The 23,072-nt window shown below is 56.2% G+C and carries 21 protein-coding genes and 1 other annotated feature; of the genes, 11 read left to right on the top strand and 10 right to left on the bottom strand.

Translation table 11 applies throughout. The features are described from left to right. Positions 1–59: 59 nt before the first annotated feature. From GRH90_RS06005 to GRH90_RS05970, 8 genes are all read left to right on the top strand, one after another. Positions 60–1,781, top strand: a complete 1,722-nt coding sequence (locus tag GRH90_RS06005; protein WP_162365016.1) for an HAD family hydrolase — start codon at positions 60–62, stop codon at positions 1,779–1,781. Positions 1,782–1,895: 114 nt separating this feature from the next. Beyond that, complete coding sequence (locus tag GRH90_RS06000) at positions 1,896–2,822, top strand: glycosyltransferase family 2 protein (protein ID WP_162365015.1); 927 nt, start codon at positions 1,896–1,898, stop codon at positions 2,820–2,822. Between the two features lie 14 nt (positions 2,823–2,836). Beyond that, the gene (locus GRH90_RS05995) at positions 2,837–3,652 is read left to right on the top strand and encodes a glycosyltransferase (protein ID WP_162365014.1); all 816 of its coding nucleotides are present in this window, start codon (positions 2,837–2,839) and stop codon (positions 3,650–3,652) included. 206 nt (positions 3,653–3,858) lie between these two features. Further along, complete coding sequence (gene gnd / locus GRH90_RS05990; protein ID WP_162365013.1) at positions 3,859–5,265, top strand: NADP-dependent phosphogluconate dehydrogenase; 1,407 nt, start codon at positions 3,859–3,861, stop codon at positions 5,263–5,265. Positions 5,266–5,450: 185 nt separating this feature from the next. After that, entirely contained in the window at positions 5,451–6,563 is a 1,113-nt protein-coding gene (locus GRH90_RS05985; RefSeq protein WP_162365012.1) for an F-box protein, read from the top strand. 217 nt (positions 6,564–6,780) lie between these two features. Next, complete coding sequence (locus GRH90_RS05980) at positions 6,781–7,860, top strand: hypothetical protein (RefSeq protein ID WP_162365011.1); 1,080 nt, start codon at positions 6,781–6,783, stop codon at positions 7,858–7,860. A 96-nt stretch (positions 7,861–7,956) separates the two neighbouring features. Then, positions 7,957–8,181 (top strand): hypothetical protein, encoded by a 225-nt coding sequence (locus GRH90_RS05975; RefSeq protein WP_162365010.1) that lies wholly within the window; start codon positions 7,957–7,959, stop codon positions 8,179–8,181. 331 nt (positions 8,182–8,512) lie between these two features. Beyond that, positions 8,513–9,037, top strand: coding sequence for a hypothetical protein (locus GRH90_RS05970; RefSeq protein WP_162365009.1), 525 nt, complete (start codon positions 8,513–8,515; stop codon positions 9,035–9,037). Between the two features lie 195 nt (positions 9,038–9,232). On the opposite strand, the gene hisIE is transcribed toward GRH90_RS05970, so the two are convergent. The 8 genes from hisIE to hisG are packed head-to-tail and all read right to left on the bottom strand — an operon-like array spanning position 9,233 to position 16,347. Beyond that, on the bottom strand, positions 9,233–9,844 hold the full coding sequence (hisIE, locus tag GRH90_RS05965; protein ID WP_162365008.1) for a bifunctional phosphoribosyl-AMP cyclohydrolase/phosphoribosyl-ATP diphosphatase HisIE: 612 nt from the start codon (positions 9,842–9,844) through the stop codon (positions 9,233–9,235). Further along, positions 9,838–10,611 carry an imidazole glycerol phosphate synthase subunit HisF gene (hisF, locus tag GRH90_RS05960; RefSeq protein ID WP_162365007.1) on the bottom strand — a complete coding sequence of 258 codons (774 nt, stop codon included), beginning with the start codon at positions 10,609–10,611 and terminating at the stop codon, positions 9,838–9,840. The genes hisIE and hisF overlap by 7 nt, the downstream gene beginning before the upstream one ends. Beyond that, positions 10,593–11,333 carry a 1-(5-phosphoribosyl)-5-[(5-phosphoribosylamino)methylideneamino]imidazole-4-carboxamide isomerase gene (gene hisA, locus GRH90_RS05955; RefSeq protein WP_162365006.1) on the bottom strand — a complete coding sequence of 247 codons (741 nt, stop codon included), beginning with the start codon at positions 11,331–11,333 and terminating at the stop codon, positions 10,593–10,595. The genes hisF and hisA overlap by 19 nt, the downstream gene beginning before the upstream one ends. 3 nt (positions 11,334–11,336) lie before the next feature. Continuing rightward, positions 11,337–11,927, bottom strand: a complete 591-nt coding sequence (hisH, locus tag GRH90_RS05950; protein ID WP_162365005.1) for an imidazole glycerol phosphate synthase subunit HisH — start codon at positions 11,925–11,927, stop codon at positions 11,337–11,339. Beyond that, positions 11,927–12,994, bottom strand: coding sequence for a bifunctional histidinol-phosphatase/imidazoleglycerol-phosphate dehydratase HisB (hisB, locus tag GRH90_RS05945; RefSeq protein WP_162365004.1), 1,068 nt, complete (start codon positions 12,992–12,994; stop codon positions 11,927–11,929). The genes hisH and hisB overlap by 1 nt, the downstream gene beginning before the upstream one ends. Continuing rightward, positions 12,991–14,082 carry a histidinol-phosphate transaminase gene (gene hisC / locus GRH90_RS05940; RefSeq protein WP_162365003.1) on the bottom strand — a complete coding sequence of 364 codons (1,092 nt, stop codon included), beginning with the start codon at positions 14,080–14,082 and terminating at the stop codon, positions 12,991–12,993. Before hisC ends, hisB begins: the two co-directional genes overlap by 4 nt. After that, entirely contained in the window at positions 14,082–15,440 is a 1,359-nt protein-coding gene (gene hisD, locus GRH90_RS05935) for a histidinol dehydrogenase (protein ID WP_162365002.1), read from the bottom strand. Before hisD ends, hisC begins: the two co-directional genes overlap by 1 nt. Before the next feature lie 7 nt (positions 15,441–15,447). After that, entirely contained in the window at positions 15,448–16,347 is a 900-nt protein-coding gene (gene hisG, locus GRH90_RS05930; protein ID WP_162365001.1) for an ATP phosphoribosyltransferase, read from the bottom strand. Positions 16,348–16,380: 33 nt separating this feature from the next. Next, positions 16,381–16,501 (bottom strand) — a sequence feature (His leader region). A gap of 227 nt (positions 16,502–16,728) precedes the next feature. Between hisG and GRH90_RS05925 the strand changes: the two genes are divergently transcribed. Both GRH90_RS05925 and GRH90_RS05920 read left to right on the top strand, forming a co-directional pair. Continuing rightward, positions 16,729–17,577 carry an SDR family oxidoreductase gene (locus GRH90_RS05925; protein ID WP_162365000.1) on the top strand — a complete coding sequence of 283 codons (849 nt, stop codon included), beginning with the start codon at positions 16,729–16,731 and terminating at the stop codon, positions 17,575–17,577. A 240-nt stretch (positions 17,578–17,817) separates the two neighbouring features. Further along, the gene (locus GRH90_RS05920) at positions 17,818–19,203 is read left to right on the top strand and encodes a glutamine synthetase family protein (protein ID WP_162365071.1); all 1,386 of its coding nucleotides are present in this window, start codon (positions 17,818–17,820) and stop codon (positions 19,201–19,203) included. 14 nt (positions 19,204–19,217) lie between these two features. Here the strand turns inward: GRH90_RS05920 and sbcB are convergent, their stop codons facing one another. Together sbcB and GRH90_RS05910 are read right to left on the bottom strand one after the other, a co-directional pair. Beyond that, positions 19,218–20,639 (bottom strand): exodeoxyribonuclease I, encoded by a 1,422-nt coding sequence (gene sbcB, locus GRH90_RS05915; protein WP_162364999.1) that lies wholly within the window; start codon positions 20,637–20,639, stop codon positions 19,218–19,220. Positions 20,640–20,896: 257 nt separating this feature from the next. Beyond that, on the bottom strand, positions 20,897–22,189 hold the full coding sequence (locus GRH90_RS05910) for a hypothetical protein (RefSeq protein WP_162364998.1): 1,293 nt from the start codon (positions 22,187–22,189) through the stop codon (positions 20,897–20,899). A 500-nt stretch (positions 22,190–22,689) separates the two neighbouring features. Here GRH90_RS05910 and GRH90_RS05905 point away from each other — a divergent pair, with 500 nt between their 5' ends. Beyond that, entirely contained in the window at positions 22,690–22,947 is a 258-nt protein-coding gene (locus tag GRH90_RS05905) for a hypothetical protein (protein WP_162364997.1), read from the top strand. Positions 22,948–23,072: the final 125 nt, after the last annotated feature.

Here is a 23,072-nt window from a genome sequence, read left to right as displayed (position 1 = left end):
AGAAGTCTGAGTTGTTACATGATGCGCATCCGGATGCTTTTTCTACGAAAGCATTATGGTTGGCTATCAATAATGCAAAAATCATCTCCTTTGATTTCTTTGACACGCTATTTGTGCGCCCGCTGGCGGATCCTGAAGATGCTTTTGATATTATCGGCAATCAGTTTAGTATTCCTAATTTTCGTAAGTTGCGCCAGAAAGCCCAGAAGGATGCTTTTCGCCAGATGGTGAAAAACGGTAAAAAGGAGATTACCTTACGCAATATCTACGACAACTACAGCGATTCATCAGTGCCTGCCGATACGCTGATGCAAGCGGAATACGAACTCGAAAAAAAACTGGTCATGCCTAATGCGGCGCTGTTTGGCATTTTTACCACATTGATAAGCCAGGGCAAAACCGTTGTCATCACATCGGATATGTATTTTGGCACCAACTTCTTTAACGAGGTGTTGCTGAAGTATGATCTCAAGGATATTCCGCTGTTTATCTCAGCCGATCGCAACGCCACCAAACGTGATTACGGCGAGATGTTTGATCTGATTGTCGACGCTTATGGCGTCGCCCCGCAGGAGATACTGCATATTGGGGATAACTATCTGTCCGACGTGCAGCGGCCACGGGAACGAAAGCTGGCGGCATTCCATTATCAGGCCTTTCCCCCGATGGCCGCAAGAAAATCCCTGCCTTTGATGAGTTCACTTGCCGAGGGCATGCTGCGGACCATCAGCGCCGATAGCGTTCCCTTACATTCATTCCAGGAACTGGGGTTTAAATATCAGGCCCCGGCCACGTTGGGATTCCTGTCATGGATTGCTGGGCAGAGCAAAGCGGACGGCGTTGATCATGTGCTGTTTGTTTCACGTGATGGCCATATTCCCGAGCGTGTGGCGCGACGTTATTTTGGCGCCGATTTGCCGCCGTTCAGTTATTTTAAGGGATCGCGCATCGCCTTCAACCTGGCGCTGATCGATGTACATAATTTTAATCAGCACATCCCTTTCTTGATTTCCGGCGCCGAAGGCCTGACTCCAGCTGAATTATTGGAACGAATTGGCCTTGAGCCGCCGCTGCAATCGGTATTGACCGATCTTGGCTTTCAGCCAGGGATAACAATCGGACCGGAAAACTATGCCCTGGTAACGCAATTCATTACGGCATACCGGGGTGAAATCCTCAAGATTTGCCAGCGGAATCGGCGTGGACTTTTTGTTTATCTCAAAAGCATGAATATCAAACCCGGCGGCAAGGTGGCGCTGGTGGATATCGGTTGGAGCGGCAGTACCCAGGAAGCCTTTGAGTTGGCTATCGCCAAATTGATGGATCTCGACGTAGTGGGGTATTATTTCTGCCTGGCCAATACCTTGGAACGCCAGCGGCGCAGCGAGCGTCAGGTTATGAAAGCCTTGATCTCCTCCGATTCGACCTCGCCCGCATTTGTGGATAAGTTATATGAAAACCGTGTCGTGATTGAGCTGTTTTTTTCGGCGCCGCATCCTACCGTCATCGGGTATAAACTTAAGGGTACAACGGTAACCGCCGTCGATTATCGCGGCCGGGCCGATATCACTAATCATATTAACATCATCAATCAGCTTAATGACGGTATTGATGTTTTCCTCGACGATTTCATTGCGCTGCAACAGCGCATCGGACTGGTGGTAAGCCCAATGGAGCAGGTGCGGCCATTAACTGATTTTGCCACCGGCGGTCAATGGCTTGGCGATGAGCGTTTTACCAGTCTGGAAAACTTTGATTCCTGGGGTTCCACCGGGAACTAGAGACTGAAATTTGCCGATTATGTTGAGTAAAGCCCAGATTGATTCTTAGATGATCGATATTGAACCAGGGCCCCCAAGGGCCTGGATCGTTATTTTTTTAACCAGTGGAAAGAAATGAATAAGCAATCCGCGGCCGTGGCTATCCTGCTCGCCAGCAGGAACGGCGCAACTTATCTCGAACAGCAGTTGGACTCATTTAGCCGTCAGTCCTATCGGCCGTGGCGGCTTTGGGTCTCCGATGACGGTTCAACCGATACGACCGTTGCGCAGATAGAGGCGTTTATCGCCCGCCCTGATATTGACGGGCACCTGCTGGCCGGGCCGCAAACCGGCCTGTGCGATAATTTTATGTCTTTGATTGGCAACAGCGCCATCCAGGCCGACTATTACGCGTTCGCCGATCAGGATGATACCTGGACCAGCGATAAGCTCCAACGGGCGGTACAATGGTTGGATCTAACCGATGCAAGCCTCCCCGCCCTGTATTGCTCCCGCACCCGCCTGATCGGCGGCAACGGCAAACCAATCGGATATTCCCCGCTTTATACCCGAGCGCCGTCGTTCGGCAATGCCTTGCTGCAGAATATCGCCAGCGGCAATACCATGGTGTTTAACCAGCGGGCCCGGGAACTGCTTGCGAAGATAATGCCGGTTAAACCGGTTATCCATGATTGGACGTTGTATCAGCTGGTGACCGGCTGCGGCGGCAGGGTGAGGTATGATCCCGAACCGACGGTATTTTATCGCCAGCATGATGAAAACGTTATTGGCAACAGTATGGAACCCTTGCGCCGGCTGCGTAATTTCCATTATGCGCACGGTGGCCGCGCGGCCCGCTGGAATGATGTTAATCGTGCCGTATTGTCGCGCCTGGCGGATGAACTGACGCCGGCGGCGAAGGATTCCCTCGCGGCATTTAGCGCCATCCGCGATAATAATGTATTCAAGCGCCTGAACTTAATGCGACAATCCGGCATCTATCATCAGCAATTGTTGGGCAGTATCAGCACATTAACTTATATTCTGCTTAATAAAATATAGAATTGGTGCAATCAGTGAAAATTATAGCTTCACTGGTGCTTTACAAGCATCAGTATCAAGACATCAAGCAGACGTTAACCGCGCTGTTCGGCGAACTGAGCGTTACCAAGGTCGTCATTGTCGATAACGGCGCCCATTGTGATTGGCTTGACGACTTTTCACATGAAAAACTGGATGTTATCAGGCTACCTGAGAACAAAGGCTTTGGGGCGGGGCATAACCAGGTTTTTGAGCGTTACTCCCATGCCGCGCCGTTTATCCTGATTTGCAACCCGGATATCGCGTTTGCCCGGGGAGAAATTGATAAATTATATCAATTCAGCCTCAACGGCGGGGTGGGTTTATCCATTCCGAAGGTGGTATACCCCGACGGCAGCCTGCAACACGGATGCAAACTGCTGCCGGCGCCTTACCAGCTGTTTATGCGGCGGTTCTTCGCCAACTCGGCGGGTTCGTTAAATCATGATTATGAACTGCGCCTGGCTGATTACAGCAAACCTTTTTTTGCCCCCTCGCTTTCCGGCTGTTTTATGCTTATCAGCCGCGAGGTGCTGCGCGATGTACAGGGGTTTGATCCCCGGTTCTTCATGTATCTGGAGGATGTGGATCTTTCCCGCCGGGTGAGCAGCACCGAGCATCGGGTCTGCTATTGCCCGGATTCGCTGGTGGTGCATGAGTCCCAGCGCCGTTCGTATGTCGATCTGCGCTTTATGCTCTACCATATAGTCTCGGCCATCCGGTATTTCAATAAATGGGGCTGGCTGTTTGACCGCCAGCGTAAGCGGCTTAACCGGCGTTGCCTGGAAAAGCTGCCGCTGGCGGCGGATTAGTCCGGACCGGTCAGGAACGTTTCGCAGGCGGGTGCCGCTAAGCCGGATTTACCGAAATGCGCCGGTAAAGAAGCCTATCGCACCAATCACTACCCGCCGGATGCAAAGCTGGGTTAACATATCATCCACATTTTATAACCTGGCGGCCGGCGTGCGGCCACAGGTGGTTCATACTTAAGACACATACTTCAGACAGGAGTTGCTTAATGTCCACACAACAGATCGGCGTAGTCGGTATGGCGGTAATGGGGCGCAATCTGGCGCTGAACATTGAAAGCCGCGGGTATAGCGTGTCCATCTTCAACCGTTCACGCGAAAAGACGGAAGAAGTGATCGCTGAGAATGCCGACAAGAATCTGGTGCCTTATTACAGCCTGGAAGAGTTTGTTAATTCGCTGGAAAAACCGCGGCGCATCCTGCTGATGGTCAAAGCCGGCGAAGGCACCGACAAAACCATCGACTCGCTGAAGCCTTACCTGGAAAAAGGCGATATCCTGATCGACGGCGGCAACACCTTTTATCGCGACACCATTCGTCGTAACCGCGAACTCTCCGCCGAAGGTTTTAACTTTATCGGCACCGGCGTTTCCGGCGGCGAGGAGGGGGCCCTGAAAGGCCCGTCCATCATGCCCGGCGGGCAAAAAGCCGCTTACGATCTGGTGGCGCCGATCCTGGAAAAAATAGCCGCGCGCGCCGAAGGCGAAGCCTGCGTGACCTATATCGGTCCGGACGGCGCCGGTCATTATGTGAAAATGGTGCATAACGGCATTGAGTATGGCGATATGCAGCTGATCTCGGAAGCCTATTCGCTGCTGAAGAACGCCCTGGCCCTCAGCAATGAAGAGCTGGCCGCCACGTTTAGTGAATGGAATAAAGGCGAGCTGAACAGTTATCTTATCGACATTACCAAAGACATCTTCACCAAGAAGGATGAAGAAGGTAAATACCTGGTCGACGTGATCCTCGATGAAGCGGCCAACAAGGGTACCGGCAAATGGACCAGCCAGAGCTCGCTGGATCTGGGCGAACCGTTAAGCCTGATCACCGAATCCGTGTTTGCCCGTTATCTGTCATCGTTGAAAGACCAGCGTGTGGCCGCGTCTAAAGTCTTGACCGGGCCGGCGCCGCAAACCTTCAGCGGAGATAAAAAGGAATTTACCGAGAAAGTTCGTCGCGCGCTGTATCTGGGTAAAATCGTGTCTTATGCCCAGGGTTTCTCACAGCTGAAAGCCGCGTCGCAAGAGAATAGCTGGAACCTGAACTACGGCGAAATCGCGAAAATCTTCCGTGCCGGTTGCATCATTCGCGCCCAGTTCCTGCAGAAAATCACCGATGCCTATGCCGACAACGCGGACATCGCCAATCTGCTGCTGGCGCCTTACTTTAAAAAGGTTGCCGACGATTATCAGCAGGCGCTGCGTGACGTGGTGGCCTATGCGGTGCAGCACGGCATCCCGACCCCGACCCTGTCGGCCGCCATTGCCTATTATGACAGCTACCGCGCGGCGGTGTTGCCGGCTAACCTGATCCAGGCGCAGCGCGATTATTTTGGCGCGCATACCTATAAGCGCACCGACAAGGAAGGCGTATTCCATACCGAGTGGCTGGAATAAACCGCCCGCGGGTAAAACCGTTTTAGCGTCGGCGCCGGCATAAACCGTCTGAAATAGGGGGGGGCCACAAATATACCCTCACCGATGTCATCATCAACCGTTCGGGAAACCGGGCGGTTTTTTTTTGCTTTTTTCCTGGCGATATCAAGGTGGTTTAAAGCATTAACTTTAGTCGCGCAAGCCGGATGCAAAGTGCCGCCGCACAGCGTAAATATAGCTGCCATTACGATAAAAAAGCCAGGGCAAGCCTTGCCGGTCGTGAAGAGGAGTATGCGATGCTGCGTTCGTTATTAAGCTGTCATTTCCCGAGTGAACCTGAATTTGTCGCCTCGTTGGGTTCTGTTAACGCGATAGCCGCCGAAAACTGCATTTCCGGCGCGCTGGCGCGGGGCTTCAGCGCGGTCGCCGGTCGATTCTCACGGGCGGGGCGGATGACGCCGGATGCGCGCGCCGGCGGGGTCCGCCCGCCGGGCCTGGATAACTTGTCCATGGAGCTTATAGCGCACATCGGCCGTTATCTTCCCCATAGGGATCTGCTCAGGCTATCCAGCGCCAATAAAAAACTCAATCAGCAGCTGAAAATGCAGCGGGATAGCATTATCTTGACCGGCAGCCTGGCGCGCCGGTGCGGTTATCCGCGGGTTGTGATGCTGGTGGGCAAGGAGACTGTCCCGGGCGTCCTGGCCGCGTTTCCTCCCCACTGCCAGCTGGCGCCGGTTTTGCGTATCATCGAGCGGGTCGGTCCGCCGGATGAAGCGGCGGCGGAATTTATTTATCAGCGTCTTAGCCTGATGATCAAGGCCTGGCCGGTTTCATTGCAAAACCAGGGCTGGCCGGCGCTGAGCCTTCATCGTCTGCGGGACCTGCCGGCCCCAGCCCTCGCCGGTGCCTGTAAAGACCTGTTGCTGGCGGCGCCGGCGCTATCGACGGCCAGCCGGGAGCAGGTCGCCGACAATATCCTTTACCATTTCAGGCTGCTGGCGCAGCGGGACCGGGGCGGGATTATGCTGCGGCTGCTGGCGCAGGCGGGCAGCTACGGCCGAACGGCCAGGGAGGCTGTGCTGATAGGGCTGTCGCTTGATATTTTTCATCTGTGTCCGTTGCATATGTTACCGGCATTGGACGCATTGCTTGCGGCGGCGCTCACCCTGGCCGTGGGCGGGAGAGTGAGGGTCCTGCGTGAACTTCGGTGCCAGCTGCCCCATGTCGAACTGCATGGGCTTGATCATAAGGTAACAAATAGACTTGTTGCGGCGGGGCGGAGCCTGATGGAAAAAAAACATTATCAGCCGATTTAACTGTTGCCTGAGGTAATGAAGACGAAGAGTGATGACCGGTGATAAAAATATCAATAGGCTATCAACGGCCCCATATATTAGGTTGAAAATACTTAATGGTTTTTCAACACAACGATTAAGCCAGATGAAAAAGAAGTTAATATTCAGAATACTTCTGTGCGGACGGCGATGCTGGGGATTTAACTCACCGCCGGTTACATGCGCACAGGAGTAAACGATGTTAATCGACCCTGCCGGCTATGCCCATATTTATGGCGATTCCCTGCGGCCCGGACCCTCGGGCGAGGGGGCCTCGCGCCCTTCAACCCGCCGGGACAAATTTTTTTCACCGGGCGCCAATACCCTGTCGGCCCTGGCTGCAAGGCTAACGCGGGCCCGCGGGCCATGCCCGGAGGCGGTGGCCCGGGCGCGCGACCGGGACTTGGTCCAAAATCCGCAGGGTGGCAGGGTGCTCTTTTCGCCGCCCAAAGTGCATAATACCAGTAATGCCGTCGTCCGCGCGCCCAATATCATCATCGCAACGACCGATCACCTTGCGCAGGTGATACAGGGACTGCGCGCAAATTCGCATTATGAAACGCTGGAGTTCATCTTGGGAAAAGATGAACACCAAGGAATTATTTCATATTTCAATTGTATCGATCAGTATACCCTGCTATTGGTGATTATTGATAAATTCAAAGCGTACATTGAACAACAAAAATCATTTATCTTCAAAAAAATAGTTGGCGTTGTCGAGGCATGGCCTGATTCGATCAAAATGAAAAAAGGTCTGTTCTCCATCAAGGGGAGGTTTTGGCCCCATTTTTGTCGCGAAGCGTTGAATTATTTACCCCATGAAATCTATCCTTTTATCTATGCTTATTTATTGGAGAAAATGCGTAGTTTCCCGGCGAAATACCGGATTGGCGTGTTTACGCAACTGATGCATTCTGTCCATTACCTGCCGGGAAAATCAAATTGGGTGAGTAATACCGAGATTTTTCACCGGATGTTGGCGGAGTGCGAACATTATCCGATGCGTAAAAGAACCATACTGGTCACTCAATTAATAAAAAAATTAATCGTTTTGCCGGAGAATCATCAACTGGAGGTGCTGGCGTTTATTTGGCAAAAAACCCAGCTGATGCTGGCAAATGAATTTCTATGGCTGATTGAGAAAGAAATAGCCTACTTTTATTATCACGGTCTGATGAATACCCTTCTTAATCGCAATAATCTGCGGTTTTTTGATGAGATCGCCTGCAAATATTATCCCAAAGTGACGGATAAAATACCGAACGCGGCGGCCTGGTAATATTCGGCCGTTCTGGTTAGGGGCGTTGGGCGCGGTGGAAAATACCACCCCGACAATGTTATTGATGTTGTTTCGTTTTATCACCAGGAGCATCATATGCTAAGTCGGTTATGCTGTGCGGCGTCGAACCGCCACTCCCACCTGGGGGGCGAATACGGCCAATCACAGGCGCGCGACAAGGGAAAAGAGACGTCCAGGGTCGTCACACTCTATTCAAGCCCGCCCAGTTACAACGAATTGTTCCATCCTTCGCGGCGCGGCAGTTCAGGGTCGGACAGCGGCGCGTCAACCCGGTCGGCGCCGCTGCCGGAACCACTGTAGCCGCTAAAATTAACAGACCGCCCGATCGCTTGGTTAGTTATTGCCGGCAAACAATGGTGCCGCTAATGGATAAGATAATAAGATAGTAAGATAGTAGGATAGTGAGATAGTGAGATAGTGAGATAGTGAGATAGTGAGATAGTGAGATAGTGAGATAAATAATAGCCTGCAGTTTCACTGAAATATTTTATCAGCCGGATTGACTGTTTAAAATCGCCAACGGATAATCATGTGGTTAGTGATTCCATTAACGCTATTCTTTGCCATAAATACGCATGGCAAACTAATTAGCAATATTATTTTTATCAATATAATTAATAAGGTAATTATTATGGACAAAGCTATTTCTCCTTGCTCCAATTCTCATGCCGCCATTCAGCCCGACACCTCAGGTAATAATGAATATTTTCCGTCCCTGCGCAGCAAGCTTACCGGCGTCGCCAATTCGTCCCAACAGCCTTTGCCCGACGGACTGCTTGAACGTATAGATAACTGCAGGGTGGGCGGGGATATGGATATGGCATTATACAACGATATTTCCGCTTATCTACACTCGGTGAGCAATTCGTATCCAGGGGATGTAACCGATCCTAAAACAGATACCCTGAATGATGCCGATAATAACCTGGACGAATCGACAACCTCTCTTTCCCCGACGCAAAAATTGCTGCGCGAAAGCATTCGTATTATTTACCAGATACAATCGCTGGATAAAGCAAAGATGCAACGAGAGTTCGATCGTGTCATGGCGGATAATAAGATCGAACGTGAAACCAAGCGGGTCGTGGAACAGGTTCGCAATGAAGTTCCGCGTGCTGTAAAAACCATTAGCAAAGCAATTAAAAAATGGTTCTGAGCAATTTGAAGATAAATTCCGGTCGATCAGAGGCGCCCGACGCCGGCCTGGCGGCCCATTTCCGGTAAGCGGCTGTTGAACTCCGGCCATCATCAAGGCGAATTGAAACCGCGAATAGCGGCAGTTTCGGATGACCCCCTGGCGATTACAGGGGGCATGGAATTCCTCGTTTGCCGCCGGGTGGCACTGCAACGGTTATTGATGCCGCTCGCGCAGCCGGCCGATAACCCGGCTTAAATCCAAATCCTGGTCCTGCAGCAGCACCAGCAGGTGATAAACCAGATCCGCCGCCTCGTTGGTCAGTTCCTCGCGGTCATGCACCGTGGCCGCCAGCGCGGTTTCCACGCCTTCCTCGCCGACCTTCTGGGCGATGCGTTTGGTGCCGCTGGCATACAGCCGGGCGGTGTAGGAGCTTTCCGGGTCGGCGGTTTTCCTTTCAGCCAGCAGGGTTTCCAGATTATGCAGGAAACCCCAGTCGGTGGCGGCCGGGTAAAAACAGCTGCTGGCGCCGGTGTGGCAGGTCGGGCCGTCGGGATTGGCCAGGATCAGCAGGGTATCCTGGTCGCAGTCGGGATAGATGCCCACCACATGCAGGACGTTTCCGGAGCTTTCACCCTTGGTCCACAGCCGCCGCCTGCTGCGGGAAAAAAAGGTCACCTTGCCGGTATCCTCGGTCACCTGCAGGGCCTGCGGATTCATATACCCCAGCATCAGCACCTCACCGGAAATCGCGTGCTGGACAATGGCGGGCATCATTCGATTGGTTTTGTCCCAATCCAGCTGGTCGCGCTGTTGTGTGGTCAACATCTGATCTCTACTCCCTGTTGTGCGAGAAACGTTTTCAACTCGCCAATATTGATAATTTGTTTATGGAATACCGAGGCCGCCAGCGCGCCGTCCACGTCGGCATCGCGGAACGCCTCGAGGAAGTGTTCGGGCGTGCCGGCGCCGCCGGAGGCGATTAACGGCACATGGCACAGCTCGCGTATCAGCCTGAGCTGGCGCAGGTCATAGCCGTTGCGCACGCCGTCCCGGTTCATCATATTCAGGACAATTTCGCCAGCGCCGCGCCGCTGCGCTTCCGTTACCCAGTCGGGGGTTTCCCATGTTGTCACCCGGGTGCGGGTTTCGTCGCCGGTATACTGGTTGACCAGGTAGCGGTCGGTTTCAGGGTCATGCCAGGTGTCGACGCCTACCACGATGCACTGTACGCCGAACCGGTCCGCCAGGCGGCTGATAAGGTCGGGATCCGCCAGCGCCGGGGAATTAATCGAAATCTTATCCGCGCCGAATGACAGGATGCGGGCCGCCTGATCGAGGGTTTTAATGCCGCCGGCCACGCAAAAAGGGATGTCGATCGCTTCCGCCACCCGTTCCACCCAGCCCTGGTCCACCACGCGGTCGTCCGACGAGGCGGTGATATCATAAAATACCAGCTCGTCCGCGCCTTCCCCGGCGTAACGCCGCGCCAGCGGCACGATATCGCCGATAATTTCATGATTGCGGAACTGTACCCCTTTTACCACCTGTCCGTCGCGCACGTCCAGGCAGGGAATTATACGTTTTGCCAGCATGCGATAGCCTCCTCAACGGTAAATTTGTCTTCCAGTAGCGCGCGGCCGACGATGACGCCCCGCGCCCCGGTATCGCGCAGCCGGGCAATATCGTCCAGGCAGCCGATACCGCCGGAGGACTGGAACGCGATGGCGGGCCAGGCGGCGCAGATATCGCGGTACAACGCCACGTTTGAGCCGCCCAGCGTACCGTCGCGGGAAATATCGGTGCATAACACGTGCCTCAGGCCGAAGGGCTGATATTCGCCGATCGCCTGTTCCAGGGTCATGCCCGAATTTTCCTGCCAGCCGCTGACCGCCACCTCGCGCTGTCCGTTACGGTCGATGCGCACGTCGAGGGCCAATACCAGGGCATCGGGACCAAAGCGCTCAAACCAGCGCCGTACTTCTTCCGGCTGCCGGATGGCGGTGGATCCCACCACTACCCGGGTGGCGCCGGCGTCGAGCAGCGCCGCCACATCTTCCGCGGTGCGGATGCCGCCGCCAATCTGCACCGGCGTGGGCGCCACGCCGGCCAGCAGGGTTTTTAGCAAGGGGATCTGGCGCGCCGCTGGGTCCTTGGCGCCGGTAAGATCCACCAGGTGCAACAGCTGCGCGCCCTGGCTGACGTATTCCTGCAGGCGGGCAAGAGGATGGCCGCCGTACTGGCGCCGCCGGCCATAATCGCCCTGATGCAGCCGCACCACTTCGCCGTTAATCAAATCCAACGCGGGAATAATCACCGATTACATCTCCAGAAAATTTTTCAGCAGTTGGGCGCCCGCGGCGCCGGAGCGTTCAGGATGGAACTGTACGCCGAAAAAATTATCCTGCTCCACCGCCGCGGTAAACGGCTCGCCATAATGGGTTTGGGCGATGGTGGCGGCGCACAGGGGCATGGCGTAGCCATGGACAAAATAGAAGTAGCTGCCGTCGTCGATGCCGCGAAACAGCCGGTTGTCGTGATGCGGATGCACCTGGTTCCAGCCCATATGGGGCAGGGGCAGGCCGAAATCGGTCATTTTTTCGATCGGGGCGTCGATAATGCCAAGCGTCGTGATGCCGCCGTTTTCGGCGCTCTCGCGGCCCAGGAGCTGCATGCCGAGGCAAATGCCCAATACCGGCTGGGTGCAGGCCTTGACCAGCTCGATCAGGCCCCGGCCGCGCAGCTGGTCCATCGCCGCCCGGGCGGTGCCCACGCCGGGCAGGAACAGTTTGTCCGCATGCAGCACGATATCGGTATCGCGGCTGACCACCGGCTGGTAACCGAGACGGCGTACCGCGGCGGTGACCGAGAACAGGTTGGCGCAGCCGGTATCGAGGATCACGACCTTCATCACAGCACTCCTTTCGAACTGGGCAGGGTGTTGCCTTCCACGCGGATAGCCTGGCGCAGCGTGCGGCCGAATACCTTAAACAGGCTTTCGACCCGGTGATGGTCGTTTTTGCCCTTGGTCTTCAGATGTAGCGTGCAGGCCATGGAGTAGGACAGCGAGCGGAAAAAGTGCTCGACCATTTCAGTGCTTAAATCGCCGACGCGCTGATAAGTATACTCCGCTTTATATTCCAGGTGCGGTCGCCCGGAGATATCCAGCGCGCAGCGCGCCAGGCATTCGTCCATCGGCAGCATATAACCAAAACGGCCGATGCCGCGTTTATCCCCCAGCGCCTGGTTTATCGCCTCGCCGAGCGCCAGGGCGGTGTCCTCCACCGTGTGGTGATCGTCGATATACAGATCGCCCTTGACCTCGATATTCATGCGAAAACCGCCGTGGGTGGCGATCTGATCCAGCATATGATCGAAAAAGCCGACGCCGGTATTGATCTTGCTGCCGCCCTCGCGATCGAGCCACACCTGCGCATCAATGGCCGTCTCCTTGGTGACGCGGTTGACGTGGGCATGGCGATCGCGGCGCGTCAGCAGGTCGGCAATCGCCTGCCAACCCAGGGTTTCCGGCTGGTAGCGCAGCCCGTTGACGCCCATATTATGCGCAAGGCTGATATCGGTTTCCCGATCGCCAATCACATAGCTGTTGGCGTGATCCATCCGGTCGCGCTCCAGGTAGCCGGTTACCATGCCGGTGTTCGGCTTGCGGCACGCGCAGCCGTCGGAAGGCAGGTGCGGGCAAATCAGCACGTCATCGAACGCGATGCCCTGGGAGCTGAAAATCTGCATCATCAGGTTATGCGGCGCGTCGAAATCCGCCTGTGGAAAGCTGGCGGTGCCCAGGCCGTCCTGGTTGGTGATCATAACCAGGCGAAAACCGGCCTTTTGCAGCGCCAGCAGCGCGGGGATGACGTCCGGCTCCAGCGCCAGCTTATCCAGCCGGTCCACCTGGAAATCTTCCGGCGGTTCGCTGATTAAGGTTCCATCGCGATCGATAAACAGCAGTTTTTGGCTCACATGGCCTCCTTGCGGGGGGAATCTACGGTCGCCGTGAGCGCGCGCAGGGCATTCACCACCCGTTCGCACTCGTTGCGCGTGCCGATGGTAATGCGCAGGCACTCTTGCAGGCCGGGCTGGGCGCTTTGGTTGCGCAGGATAATGCCTTGGTCCCACAGCGCCTTGAACGCATGGCTTGCCGGGTCAAAGCGGGCCAGCAGGTAATTGCCGGCGCCGGGGTAGACCTCCAGCACGCAGTCGCACCCGCGCAACGCCCCGGCCAGCCAGTCGCGGGTGGCGGTGATTTCCGCCACCCGGGCACGCATCAGCGCCAGGCCGTCGGCGCTGAGCGCCTGTTCGGCGATATCCGCCACCGGCAGCGGCAACGGGTAGGGGGCGATCACCTTCAATAATAGCTGGATCACCTCCGCGCCGGCCAGGGCAAAACCGCAGCGCAGCCCGGCCAGGGCAAACGCCTTGGACAGGGTGCGCAGGATAACCAGGTGCGGGTAGTCGGCCAGCCAGCCGGCCAGGGTCGCCTGCGGGCAAAACTCAATATAGGCCTCATCGGCCACCACCAGCGCGCGTCCCCGGGTCAGCTCCAGCAGGCGCTTGATGTCGTCCGGGCGGATGACGGTGCCGGTGGGATTGTTGGGGCTGCATACGTAGACCAGCTTGACGCCGTCCAGCCGCGCCTCGATGGCCGGCATATCCAGTTGCCAGTCGTCCCGCGCCGGCACGGTGCGCCGCGCCACGCCGAAGGTTTCGGCGCTGACGCTGTACATGCCGTAGGTCGGCGGGCAAAACAGGACGGCATCATGGCCCGGCTCGCAAAACGCGCGTATTAACAGCTCGATGGCTTCATCGGCGCCGCGGCATGCCAGGACCTGGTCCGGCCGCAGGCCCGCGTAGGCGGCGTAGTTATTGATTACGCCTTCGGGCTGGCAGGCGGGATAACGATTGAGATTGCCGGGACGTGGCCCAAAGGCCGGCGGCAGCGGGTATTCGTTGGCGTTGAGCCAGACGTCGCCTTTGCCGCCGAGGCGGCGCGCCGATTGGTAAGGCTCTAGCGCCAGCACATTGGCGCGCGCCAGTTGGCTGATGGACATTATTGCTCCTTATCGGCCGTTAACGGCGCTTGGGTGGAAAGGGTGCCCTGGGCTTGGGTCAGCGCGGCGACGCGCAGCGTAACGGCGTTCTTATGGGCGGTCAGCCGTTCGGCCTGCGCCAGGATTTCGATGGTGGGCGCCAGTCCCAGCAGGCCCTGCGGCGTCAGGTGCTGCACCGTCATGCGTTTTTGGAAGTCCGCCAGTCCCAGGCTGGAGTAGGTATTGGTATAACCGTAGGTCGGCAGGACGTGATTGGTGCCGGAGGCATAATCCCCGGCGGATTCCGGCGACCAGTCGCCCAGGAATACCGAGCCGGCGTTGGTGATATCGTCCACCAGGCCTTCGGCCTCCCGGGTCTGGATAATCAAATGTTCCGGCCCGTAGCGGTTGCTGATGGCCACGCACTGCGCCAGATCGCGGGTGACGATCAGGCGGCTGGCGCAAAGCGCCTGGCGGGCAATGGCGGCGCGGGACAGCGTTGCGAGCTGGGCTTCGGTCTCACGCGCCACGGCGTCGGCGATGGCCGCGTCGGGGGTAAGCAGGATCACCTGCGAATCCGGGCCGTGTTCCGCCTGCGAGAGCAGGTCGGCGGCGATGAACGCCGGGGTGGCCGCGCCGTCGGCAATCACCAGCACTTCGGAAGGGCCGGCGGGCATATCGATGGCGGCGCCGCCCGCGCGCTGGCTGACCTGACGTTTGGCTTCGGTCACCCAGGCATTGCCGGGGCCGAAGATTTTATCCACCTTGGGGATGGATTCGCTGCCGAACCCCATGGCGGCGATGGCCTGGGCCCCGCCTACCTGGAATACATCCTGTACGCCGCACAGCTGCGCCGCGTACAGGATTTCATCGGCAATCGGCGGCGGCGAACACAGGATCACCCGTTTGCAGCCGGCAATACGCGCCGGGGTGGCCAGCATCAGTACCGTCGAGGGCAGCGGCGCGGAGCCGCCGGGTATATAAAGCCCCACCGACGCCACCGGACGGGTGAGCTGGCGGCAGCGCACGCCGGGCTGTGTTTCCACATCCACCGGCGGCAGCTGCTGGGCGCGGTGGAAGCAGTCGATATTCGCCACCGCCGTCGCCATGGCCTGCTTTACCTCGGGCGACAGGCGCCCGGCGGCCTGGCGGATGACCTGGTCACTGACGCGCAATTCCGCCGTGGCGATGTTGTCGAACCGCAGGTTAAAGGCCTTGATGGCCTGGTCGCCGCCCTGGCGGACGCTGTCGATAATGTCGCCGACGGCGCTGCTGATACGATCGGACGCCGCCACCGCGGGGCGGGCCAGCAATGCGATTTGCTGCGCGCTTGAGCAATCGTCCCAGCGTACCGGCGTGGAAAAAGGGGAGGTAGTCATCGGCCGCTTACTCCATCATCTTTTCAATCGGCAGCACCAGGATAGAGCTGGCGCCGAGGGCTTTGAGGTTTTCCATGGTTTCCCAGAACAGGGTTTCACTGCTGACCATATGCATGGCGACGCGATGCTGGTCGCCGGCCAGGGGTAAAATGGTGGGGCGCTCGGCGCCGGGCAGCAGGGCCACGATCTCATCCAGGCGTTCGGTCGGGGCGTGCAGCATGATGTATTTGGATTCACGCGCCTGGATGACCCCCTGGATGCGCACCATCAGCTTATCGATCAGCGCCTGTTTGGCCGGGGGCAGTTCAATATTGCTTTGGATCAGGCAGGCCTTGGAGCGGTAAATCACCTCCACCTCACGCAGCCCGTTGGCTTCAAGGGTCGCGCCGGTGGACACCAGGTCGCAGATGGCGTCGGCCAGCCCGGCGCGGGGGGCGACTTCCACAGAACCGTTTAGCAGGCAGGACTTAAAATTAACGCCGAGTTTGTCCAGGTATTGCTTCAGCAGGTGCGGATAGGAGGTGGCGATACGTTTGCCCCGCAGGCATTCGGGACCGGTAAACGGCTCGTCCAGCGGTAACGCCAGCGACAGGCGGCAGCCGCCGAAGTCCAGGCGCCGCAGCATGTAATAATGGGGATCCTCGCCCTGGGCGCGGCGGTTGAGCAGCTCTTCCTCCAGGACGTTTTCACCGATGATGCCGAGGTCCACTACGCCGTCCATCACCAGGCCGGGGATATCGTCATCGCGCACGCGCATGATATCGATGGGCATATTTTCCGCGAAGGCCAGCAGGCGCTGCTGCTGCAGATTGATTTTTATGCCGCAGTGTTCCAGCAGTTGCTGCGTGTCCGTGCTCAGCCTGCCTGATTTTTGCATCGCTATCCGTAATCGTGATTTGTCCAACATAAATCCTCTGCCTGAAATAAAATTTTTAAGTCCAAAAAAAAACCCTCGGAAGATATCTTCCGAGGGCTCTCTCTTACATTCTGCGCCACTGGAAGATATTATGTCTTCCAGCACCAAACGCCTGAAAGACTAGTCAGGATGATGGTGATGATGGTGGTTAAACAGAACGTTGTTCATTATGATTTCCGTGGTACTGGGTTGAACAGTCTAAGTTGTACAGCGGGCATTGTCTATTACAGGAGTAATATGACATTGGCAGCGGGGCTGCGCTAAGCGCCTTTTTATTTAAGCTAACGATCTTTAACGTCAAATGCAACCCTTTTTTGGAGAGGGGCGGGGCGAACGGCCTACTTTAAACATACTACGCCTGGAGAAGGATATATGAAAAAAATCGCCATTGTCGGTTTAGGCTGGCTGGGAATGCCGCTGGCGTTGTCGTTGCTTGCCAGGGGCTATCGGGTCGCCGGCACCAAAACCACGCCCGACGGCGTCGAGGCGGCCCGGATGTGCGGCGTGGAATGCTATCCGCTGGTGCTGACGCCGGAAATCAACGCCGATCAGGACGATCTGGCGGCCCTGTTCCAGGTGGACGCGTTGATTATTACCCTGCCGGCGGGCCGCACCATGGAGCGCGCCGAGGAATATTGCCTGGCGGTGCAGCAGGTGGTGGACAGCGCCCTGGCGTTTGCGGTGCCGCGCATCATCTTTACCAGCTCCACCTCGGTTTACGGCGACACGACGGGCACGCTGCGCGAAGACAGCCCGCTGGCGCCGGCGACGCCCGCGGGCGTGTCCCTGGTGGAGCTGGAGCGCTGGCTGCATCGCCTGCCCAACACCTCGGTGGATATCCTGCGGCTCGCCGGGCTGGTGGGGCCGAGCCGTCACCCGGGCCGGTTCCTGGCCGGCAAGATCGCGCTGCCGGGCGGCTCGCACGGCGTTAACCTGGTGCATCAGTCGGACGTGATCGCCGCCATCGAGCTGCTGCTCAAGCTGCCCAAGGGCGGCCATACCTATAATATCTGCGCGCCGCGCCATCCGGCGAAGCGTGATTATTACCCGGCCCGGGCCCGGGAGTTGGCGCTTGCCCCGCCGGAATACCTGGCGGACGATGCCGGCGACGGCAAGGATAAGGATACCGGTAAAATCGTCGACGGTAGCCGGATTTGCCGCGAGCTGGGGTTTGAATACCTGTATCCCGATCCCGCCCTGATGCCGGCGCGCCTGTCATAGCACGACGGATGCAGTCTGCGGGCGCGTCTGTCACGGGGCGGCGGGGGAGCGCGGCGCATTTGCCAAACAACGGTCTTGGCGCTATGTTTTTAGGGCAGGCGCAATGTCGCGCGTGCCGGTTTGCTGTCCGCCAATGTTACGATGAACGGATGTTCCAGCGGGTAAACTATGCACAATCTTGTAGCAGTCGATACCCTGGCGACGCCCTCCGCGCAGGCGGAGGCGCAGACGCGTCGCGGGATGCTGGCCGACGAGCGTCGAACCAGCGCGTTCCAGCGTGAGATAGCCGCTTACCTGGAACGCCATCCCCGGACGCAGCATGTAGATATTCTTCTCACCGATCTTAACGGTAGTTTTCGTGGTAAACGCATCCCCCTGGCCGGATTGTCCGATATCGAATCCGGCTGTTATTTCCCCGCGTCGGTCTTCGCCATTAACCTCTACGGCAATACGGTCGAGGAAGCGGGCCTGGGCCAGGAAAAAGGCGAGCCGGACCATGTTTGTGTCCCGGTTGCCGGCACCCTGGTCCCGTCCGCCGCCGATCCCGACGCCACCGCCCAATTGCTGCTGACCATGCTGGATGAGGACGGCACACCCTTTGACGTCGAGCCGCGCAATGTCCTCAACCGCATCTGGCAGGCACTGCGGGCGCGCGGCCTGTTTCCGGTGGCGGCGGTCGAACTGGAGTTCTATCTGGTGGATCGCGCGCGCGACGCATCCGGTTTGCCGCAGCCGCCCTGCGCGCCGGGAACCGGCGATCGCCATACCCGCTGCCAGGTTTATTCGCTGGATAATCTGGACCTCTTCGCAGGCGTGCTCAACGATATTGAACGGCTGGCCGCGGTACAGGGATTGCCCGCTGCCGGCGCGGTGGCGGAGTCTTCCCCCGGCCAGTTTGAGATTAATCTCCAGCATGGCGACAACCTGCCCGCCGTCTGCGACCAGGCCCTGCAGTTGAAACGGCTGGTGCGGCTGGTGGCGGAACACCATGGCATGAACGCCACGTTTATGGCCAAGCCCTACGAGGCTTTTGCGGGCAGCGGCATGCATATCCATATCAGCCTGCGCGACGGGCTGGGCCATAACGTGCTGTCCGACGGGCGCGGCCGCCATTCCGCCCTGATGTGCGACGCCCTGGCCGGCATGCTCGATTTAATGCCGGCCTCCATGGCGCTGCTGGCGCCAAACGTTAACGCCTTCCGCCGATTCCAGCCGGGTATGTATGTGCCGGTCCAGGCCAACTGGGGCTATAACAACCGCACCGTGGCGTTGCGCATCCCCTGCGGCGGCGGCGACAACCATCGGGTGGAATATCGCGCGCCTGGCGCGGACGCCAATCCGTACCTGGTAATGGCCGCGGTGCTGGCGGGGGTGCTGCACGGGCTGGATAACGCGCCGCCGTTGCCGGAGGCGGTGACCGGCAACGGCGGCGATGAAGGCCAGGGCGAGTCTTTGCCGCTGCGGCAATGCGAGGCTTTGCGGGTGTTCAAGGATGACAGACGCCTGCCGCGCCTGTTGGGCGAACGGTTTTGCCAGGTTTACCATGCCTGTAAATATGCCGAACTCAGCCATTTCGAACGGCTGGTCACGGAAACGGAAATCGACTGCATGCTGAAGAACGCGTGACGGTGCCCGATGGATTAAAGCTGTTGCAGGTACTCAAACAGCGCCTTCAGCAGGTGGGTTTTCTCTTCATCCCCTTCATGCTCGCCGTACAGCCGCTCAAGATTTTCCACATAGGCTTGCAGTATTTCCGGGGTGAACAGGCCCTTGCGATATTCCAGCCAGCGCTGCTGTTCGCCGTCGTCCAGGGTGTGAGGAAAATTACGCGCCCGGTAGCGGAACAGTAGCGGCGCAAGACGCGAGTCGACAAAGCTGATATCCAGCGCAGGCAGGTTTACCGGATCGGTTTCCAGGATAATGCCCATCGCCGCGCGGTCGGCGTCGCTGAAAAAACCGTCATACAGCCGGGCGTCGACATTTTCCGAGCCGGCAAAAGGCTCGGCTTCGGCAAACAGGGTCACCACTTTTTCCCGCACGATGGGATGCTGGCGCAGCAGCTGCAGGTTTTGCAGGCAGCGTTGGCGATCGATCCCCAGGCGTTCCGCGTCTTCCGGCCGCAGGGTGCTGGCGGGCGCCAGCACCGGGCATTTATTGATATGCACCAGTTTAATCGGCACCGGCGACCATTCGCCCAGCTTATCGCGCCGGGTATACAGGCGGGTGCGCAGCTCATCGGCGTCAAGCCGCAGCAGGACGTCCATATCGCCGGCCAGATCGCAGACGATCAGGGCGTTCTGGTTTTCCGGGTGCCAGGCCAGCGGCACAATCCAACTGGTGTTGCCGCGTCCGGCGCCGAACATGCCCGACACGTGCACCAGCGGCTTCATGGCGGCGACGTCCACCAGGGTTTTCAGCTTTTGTTTGCCCCGATGCTGGTAGAGATAGTCGAATAGCTTTGGCTGCGCCTGGCGGGCCAGTTTTGCCATGGCAATCGTCGCATGGACATCCGCCATGGCGTCATGGGCGTTGGCATGTTCCACGCCGTTGGCGCGGGTGAGGTGTTCCAGGCGAAAGCTGGGCAAGCCGTCGTCGTTAAGCGGCCAGTTGATGCCCTCGGGACGCAGGGCGTAGCAGGCGCGCATCACATCCAGCAGGTCCCAGCGCGTATTGCCCTGTTGCCAGCTGTAGGCATAAGGATCGTAAAAATTACGGTAAAAAATATTGCGCGTTACTTCATCGTCGAAACGGATATTGTTGTAGCCGAGAATGCAGGTATCCGGCACGCTGAACATGGCATGGATGCGTTTGGCAAACTCCGCTTCGCTGACCCCCTCGCGGGCGGCCTGCTGCGGAGTGATGCCGGTTATCAGCACCGCCTCCGGGTCCGGCAGGTAGTCGTCGGCCGGTTTGCAGAAAAATACCTGCGGCTCTTCCAGCGGCTCGAAGTCCAGGCCGGCGCGGATACCCGCGAACTGGGCGGGCCGGTCCAGCGCCGGATGCTTGCCGAAGGTTTCGTAATCATGAACCAGGAATGTTGGATGTTTATCTTTGTTGTTCACTGTGGGCACCCGTCCTCATTCGTTGAACAATCCATTAATTTTTTTATGGCTGCCAGCGACACTAAACTACGTGCCCGACATGGTAAAGCATATTCGGGAAAGTCTGAAGACCCAGACAGCGGCGATGGGCTGAACACGAGGGCATCGCCGCTGCGGTGGTATTACTAAGCCAGTATTGGCGCTACCGACGAGGACGTGTATGTTAAACATAGCCACTGATATAACATGCATGGACACAATAGATCCATGCGATTAAATTAATTTTTCCGACATTGCAGCATATTAACGTATATGGAAGGCACTTTCATTTCCCACTCTGGCACGGGATAGATTTTGATAGTAAGGGAATCTGGATCTTCAGATTTTTCTGCCAGGCATAATTGTTCCGAGAAAAAGAGAGTGGTTTTACCTGCTTGCCTGGTTGAATAGTTCTCGATGATAAGCCCCGCGTTTATTATGTAATTTATGAGGAGAGATAAGTAGATAATTTTTGTGATTATTTGAGTTTTAATACCAATGCTTAATTGCGTTAAGCAAATAACAAAAAGAAATACTGATATTATATTGATCCCCATAAAGTATCTATCAAGAAAAGTAACCTGATATCCGGACAGCATGCCGGTGAGGACGGGGCGGCCAAATACGGTGGCGGCGATATAAATAACAAGAGCGCAGGATGTTATAACTATAATGTCTTGTATGGTTTTTGAATTCGTTTTTCGATATGAAAATGCGCAAAAAAGCACGTATGCGATTGTGAGAATAATTGAATATACATCATTTAATTCACTGTAGAATTTAAACACGAACGGATATAGAATAGATCTGGCGGTGATTAATTCTATAAGGTTTTTTCCGTCGAACTTCTCGACAATGCCGCCGACACCGATCATTTTGGGTGCGATTATCAAAAAAAGAACGCCCAGCATTATCAACAAAAGCATATGCTCATTAAAAAAATATTTTTTATCATTTGAGGTTATAAACTTACGAATCGTATAAATACCAGCCACAGAAAACACTACTGGATTAGTGGCCGCTGCCAGGGTGATTAATGCGTCTATCGATAACCTGAAATTTCTCGACGCAATTTTTTCCCTGCTAAAAAACAAGCATAGTGTAATAAAAGGCATATAAAAACCAATCTGAAGCAATCTTCCTATGATCTCATTTTGCGACATTCCCAGAGGGATCATCAAAGTAATAAAATAGATTAAGAAAGCAAAATAATTGTTCGATATTCTCTTAATCGTAATAAAAGCCAGCACGGACACAAAAGAATAAAAGCCATAAGATACGAACGCAATGGATTGAGGGAGAAAAAAGAGAGGATTTCCACTTAATGCACTGCTTATCACTGATGAAATATGCAGAGTAAAAATATTGAAGAATACGAAGTAGTCAGGCCTCGCGTGAAGATAAGTATTGAGCCAACCATTCGTCAACGCGTCGGCCACCCATACACCATCTTCCGCATAAACTACAGGATTGATGAGCGGGTCTGGATTACGGATAGCGAGGCAGGCGATACCCAGCGCGAAAAGGAGCAATACATAAAGTACGGCTTTGGACTTATTGATTTTTTACCCCCATCAAAAGCACATGCTTTAAAAAAAATAATACTATCATTGTCATGCAAGAATGCCAAGGGTGAGTGACGAATAATTTAAATAAACGTTATCACAAATACATCTCGATATACGTATATTGCCGAACTGTTTATGTTATTGGTGTAGCACATTAAATTATTACCTTGCTATTTTATAAGGCAGGCTAAAGTTTACAAAATCAGCGAGAGAGTGAAAATCTAAGCAGTAGTCATAGCCTGCATTTTCTATAGGATTAGTGGGCATCCGCAGAATGCATAATATTAATCGTACCGACCGGCGCCATGGCCGCTTCTACGGATTACGCCGGAGATGGTTTCGATTCCGGTTTGGCGCCACGTTGTGTTTGGATTTTCCCCAGTTAAACTTTATACTGGGCCATGCTTGTTCGCTTTTCGATCCCTGTCGTTCAGCGCTCCTTTACCTTCCACGGATAATGCCGCATGCATACGTTGATTATCGTAATGGTTGGACTGGTGCTGCTTGGCCTGTTTGCCTATAGCGCGCATTTTATCGGGCGCCCGGCCGTGTCGACGGCGGTCAAGGCATTTATCGTGGTCTGGCTGGTGATTTCACTGGCCAACCTCGCGGTGGGGGTGTTCCGCGCCGGTTATACCCTGCTTGAGGAACTGCCGATCTTTGCCCTGGTGCTCGGCATTCCGGCGGTTGTCGCGTTATTGGTCCTGCTGGTCCGCAGATGACGCCCGGAGTGTAGCCGCCGGACCGATTCGCCCCGGGGCCGTTATGCGAAATATTTTATTTACCGTTCGCTCCCATACCGTCGGGTAATTCCATTCTTAATAGCGCCGCCGGGAGACGATCCGCC

Origin of the sequence: Acerihabitans arboris, assembly GCF_010131535.1 — a bacterium.
Classification (GTDB): domain Bacteria; phylum Pseudomonadota; class Gammaproteobacteria; order Enterobacterales; family Enterobacteriaceae; genus Acerihabitans; species Acerihabitans arboris.
Note: the sequence above shows the minus strand (reverse complement) of the source record. Positions and strands in the feature narration are given on the sequence as shown.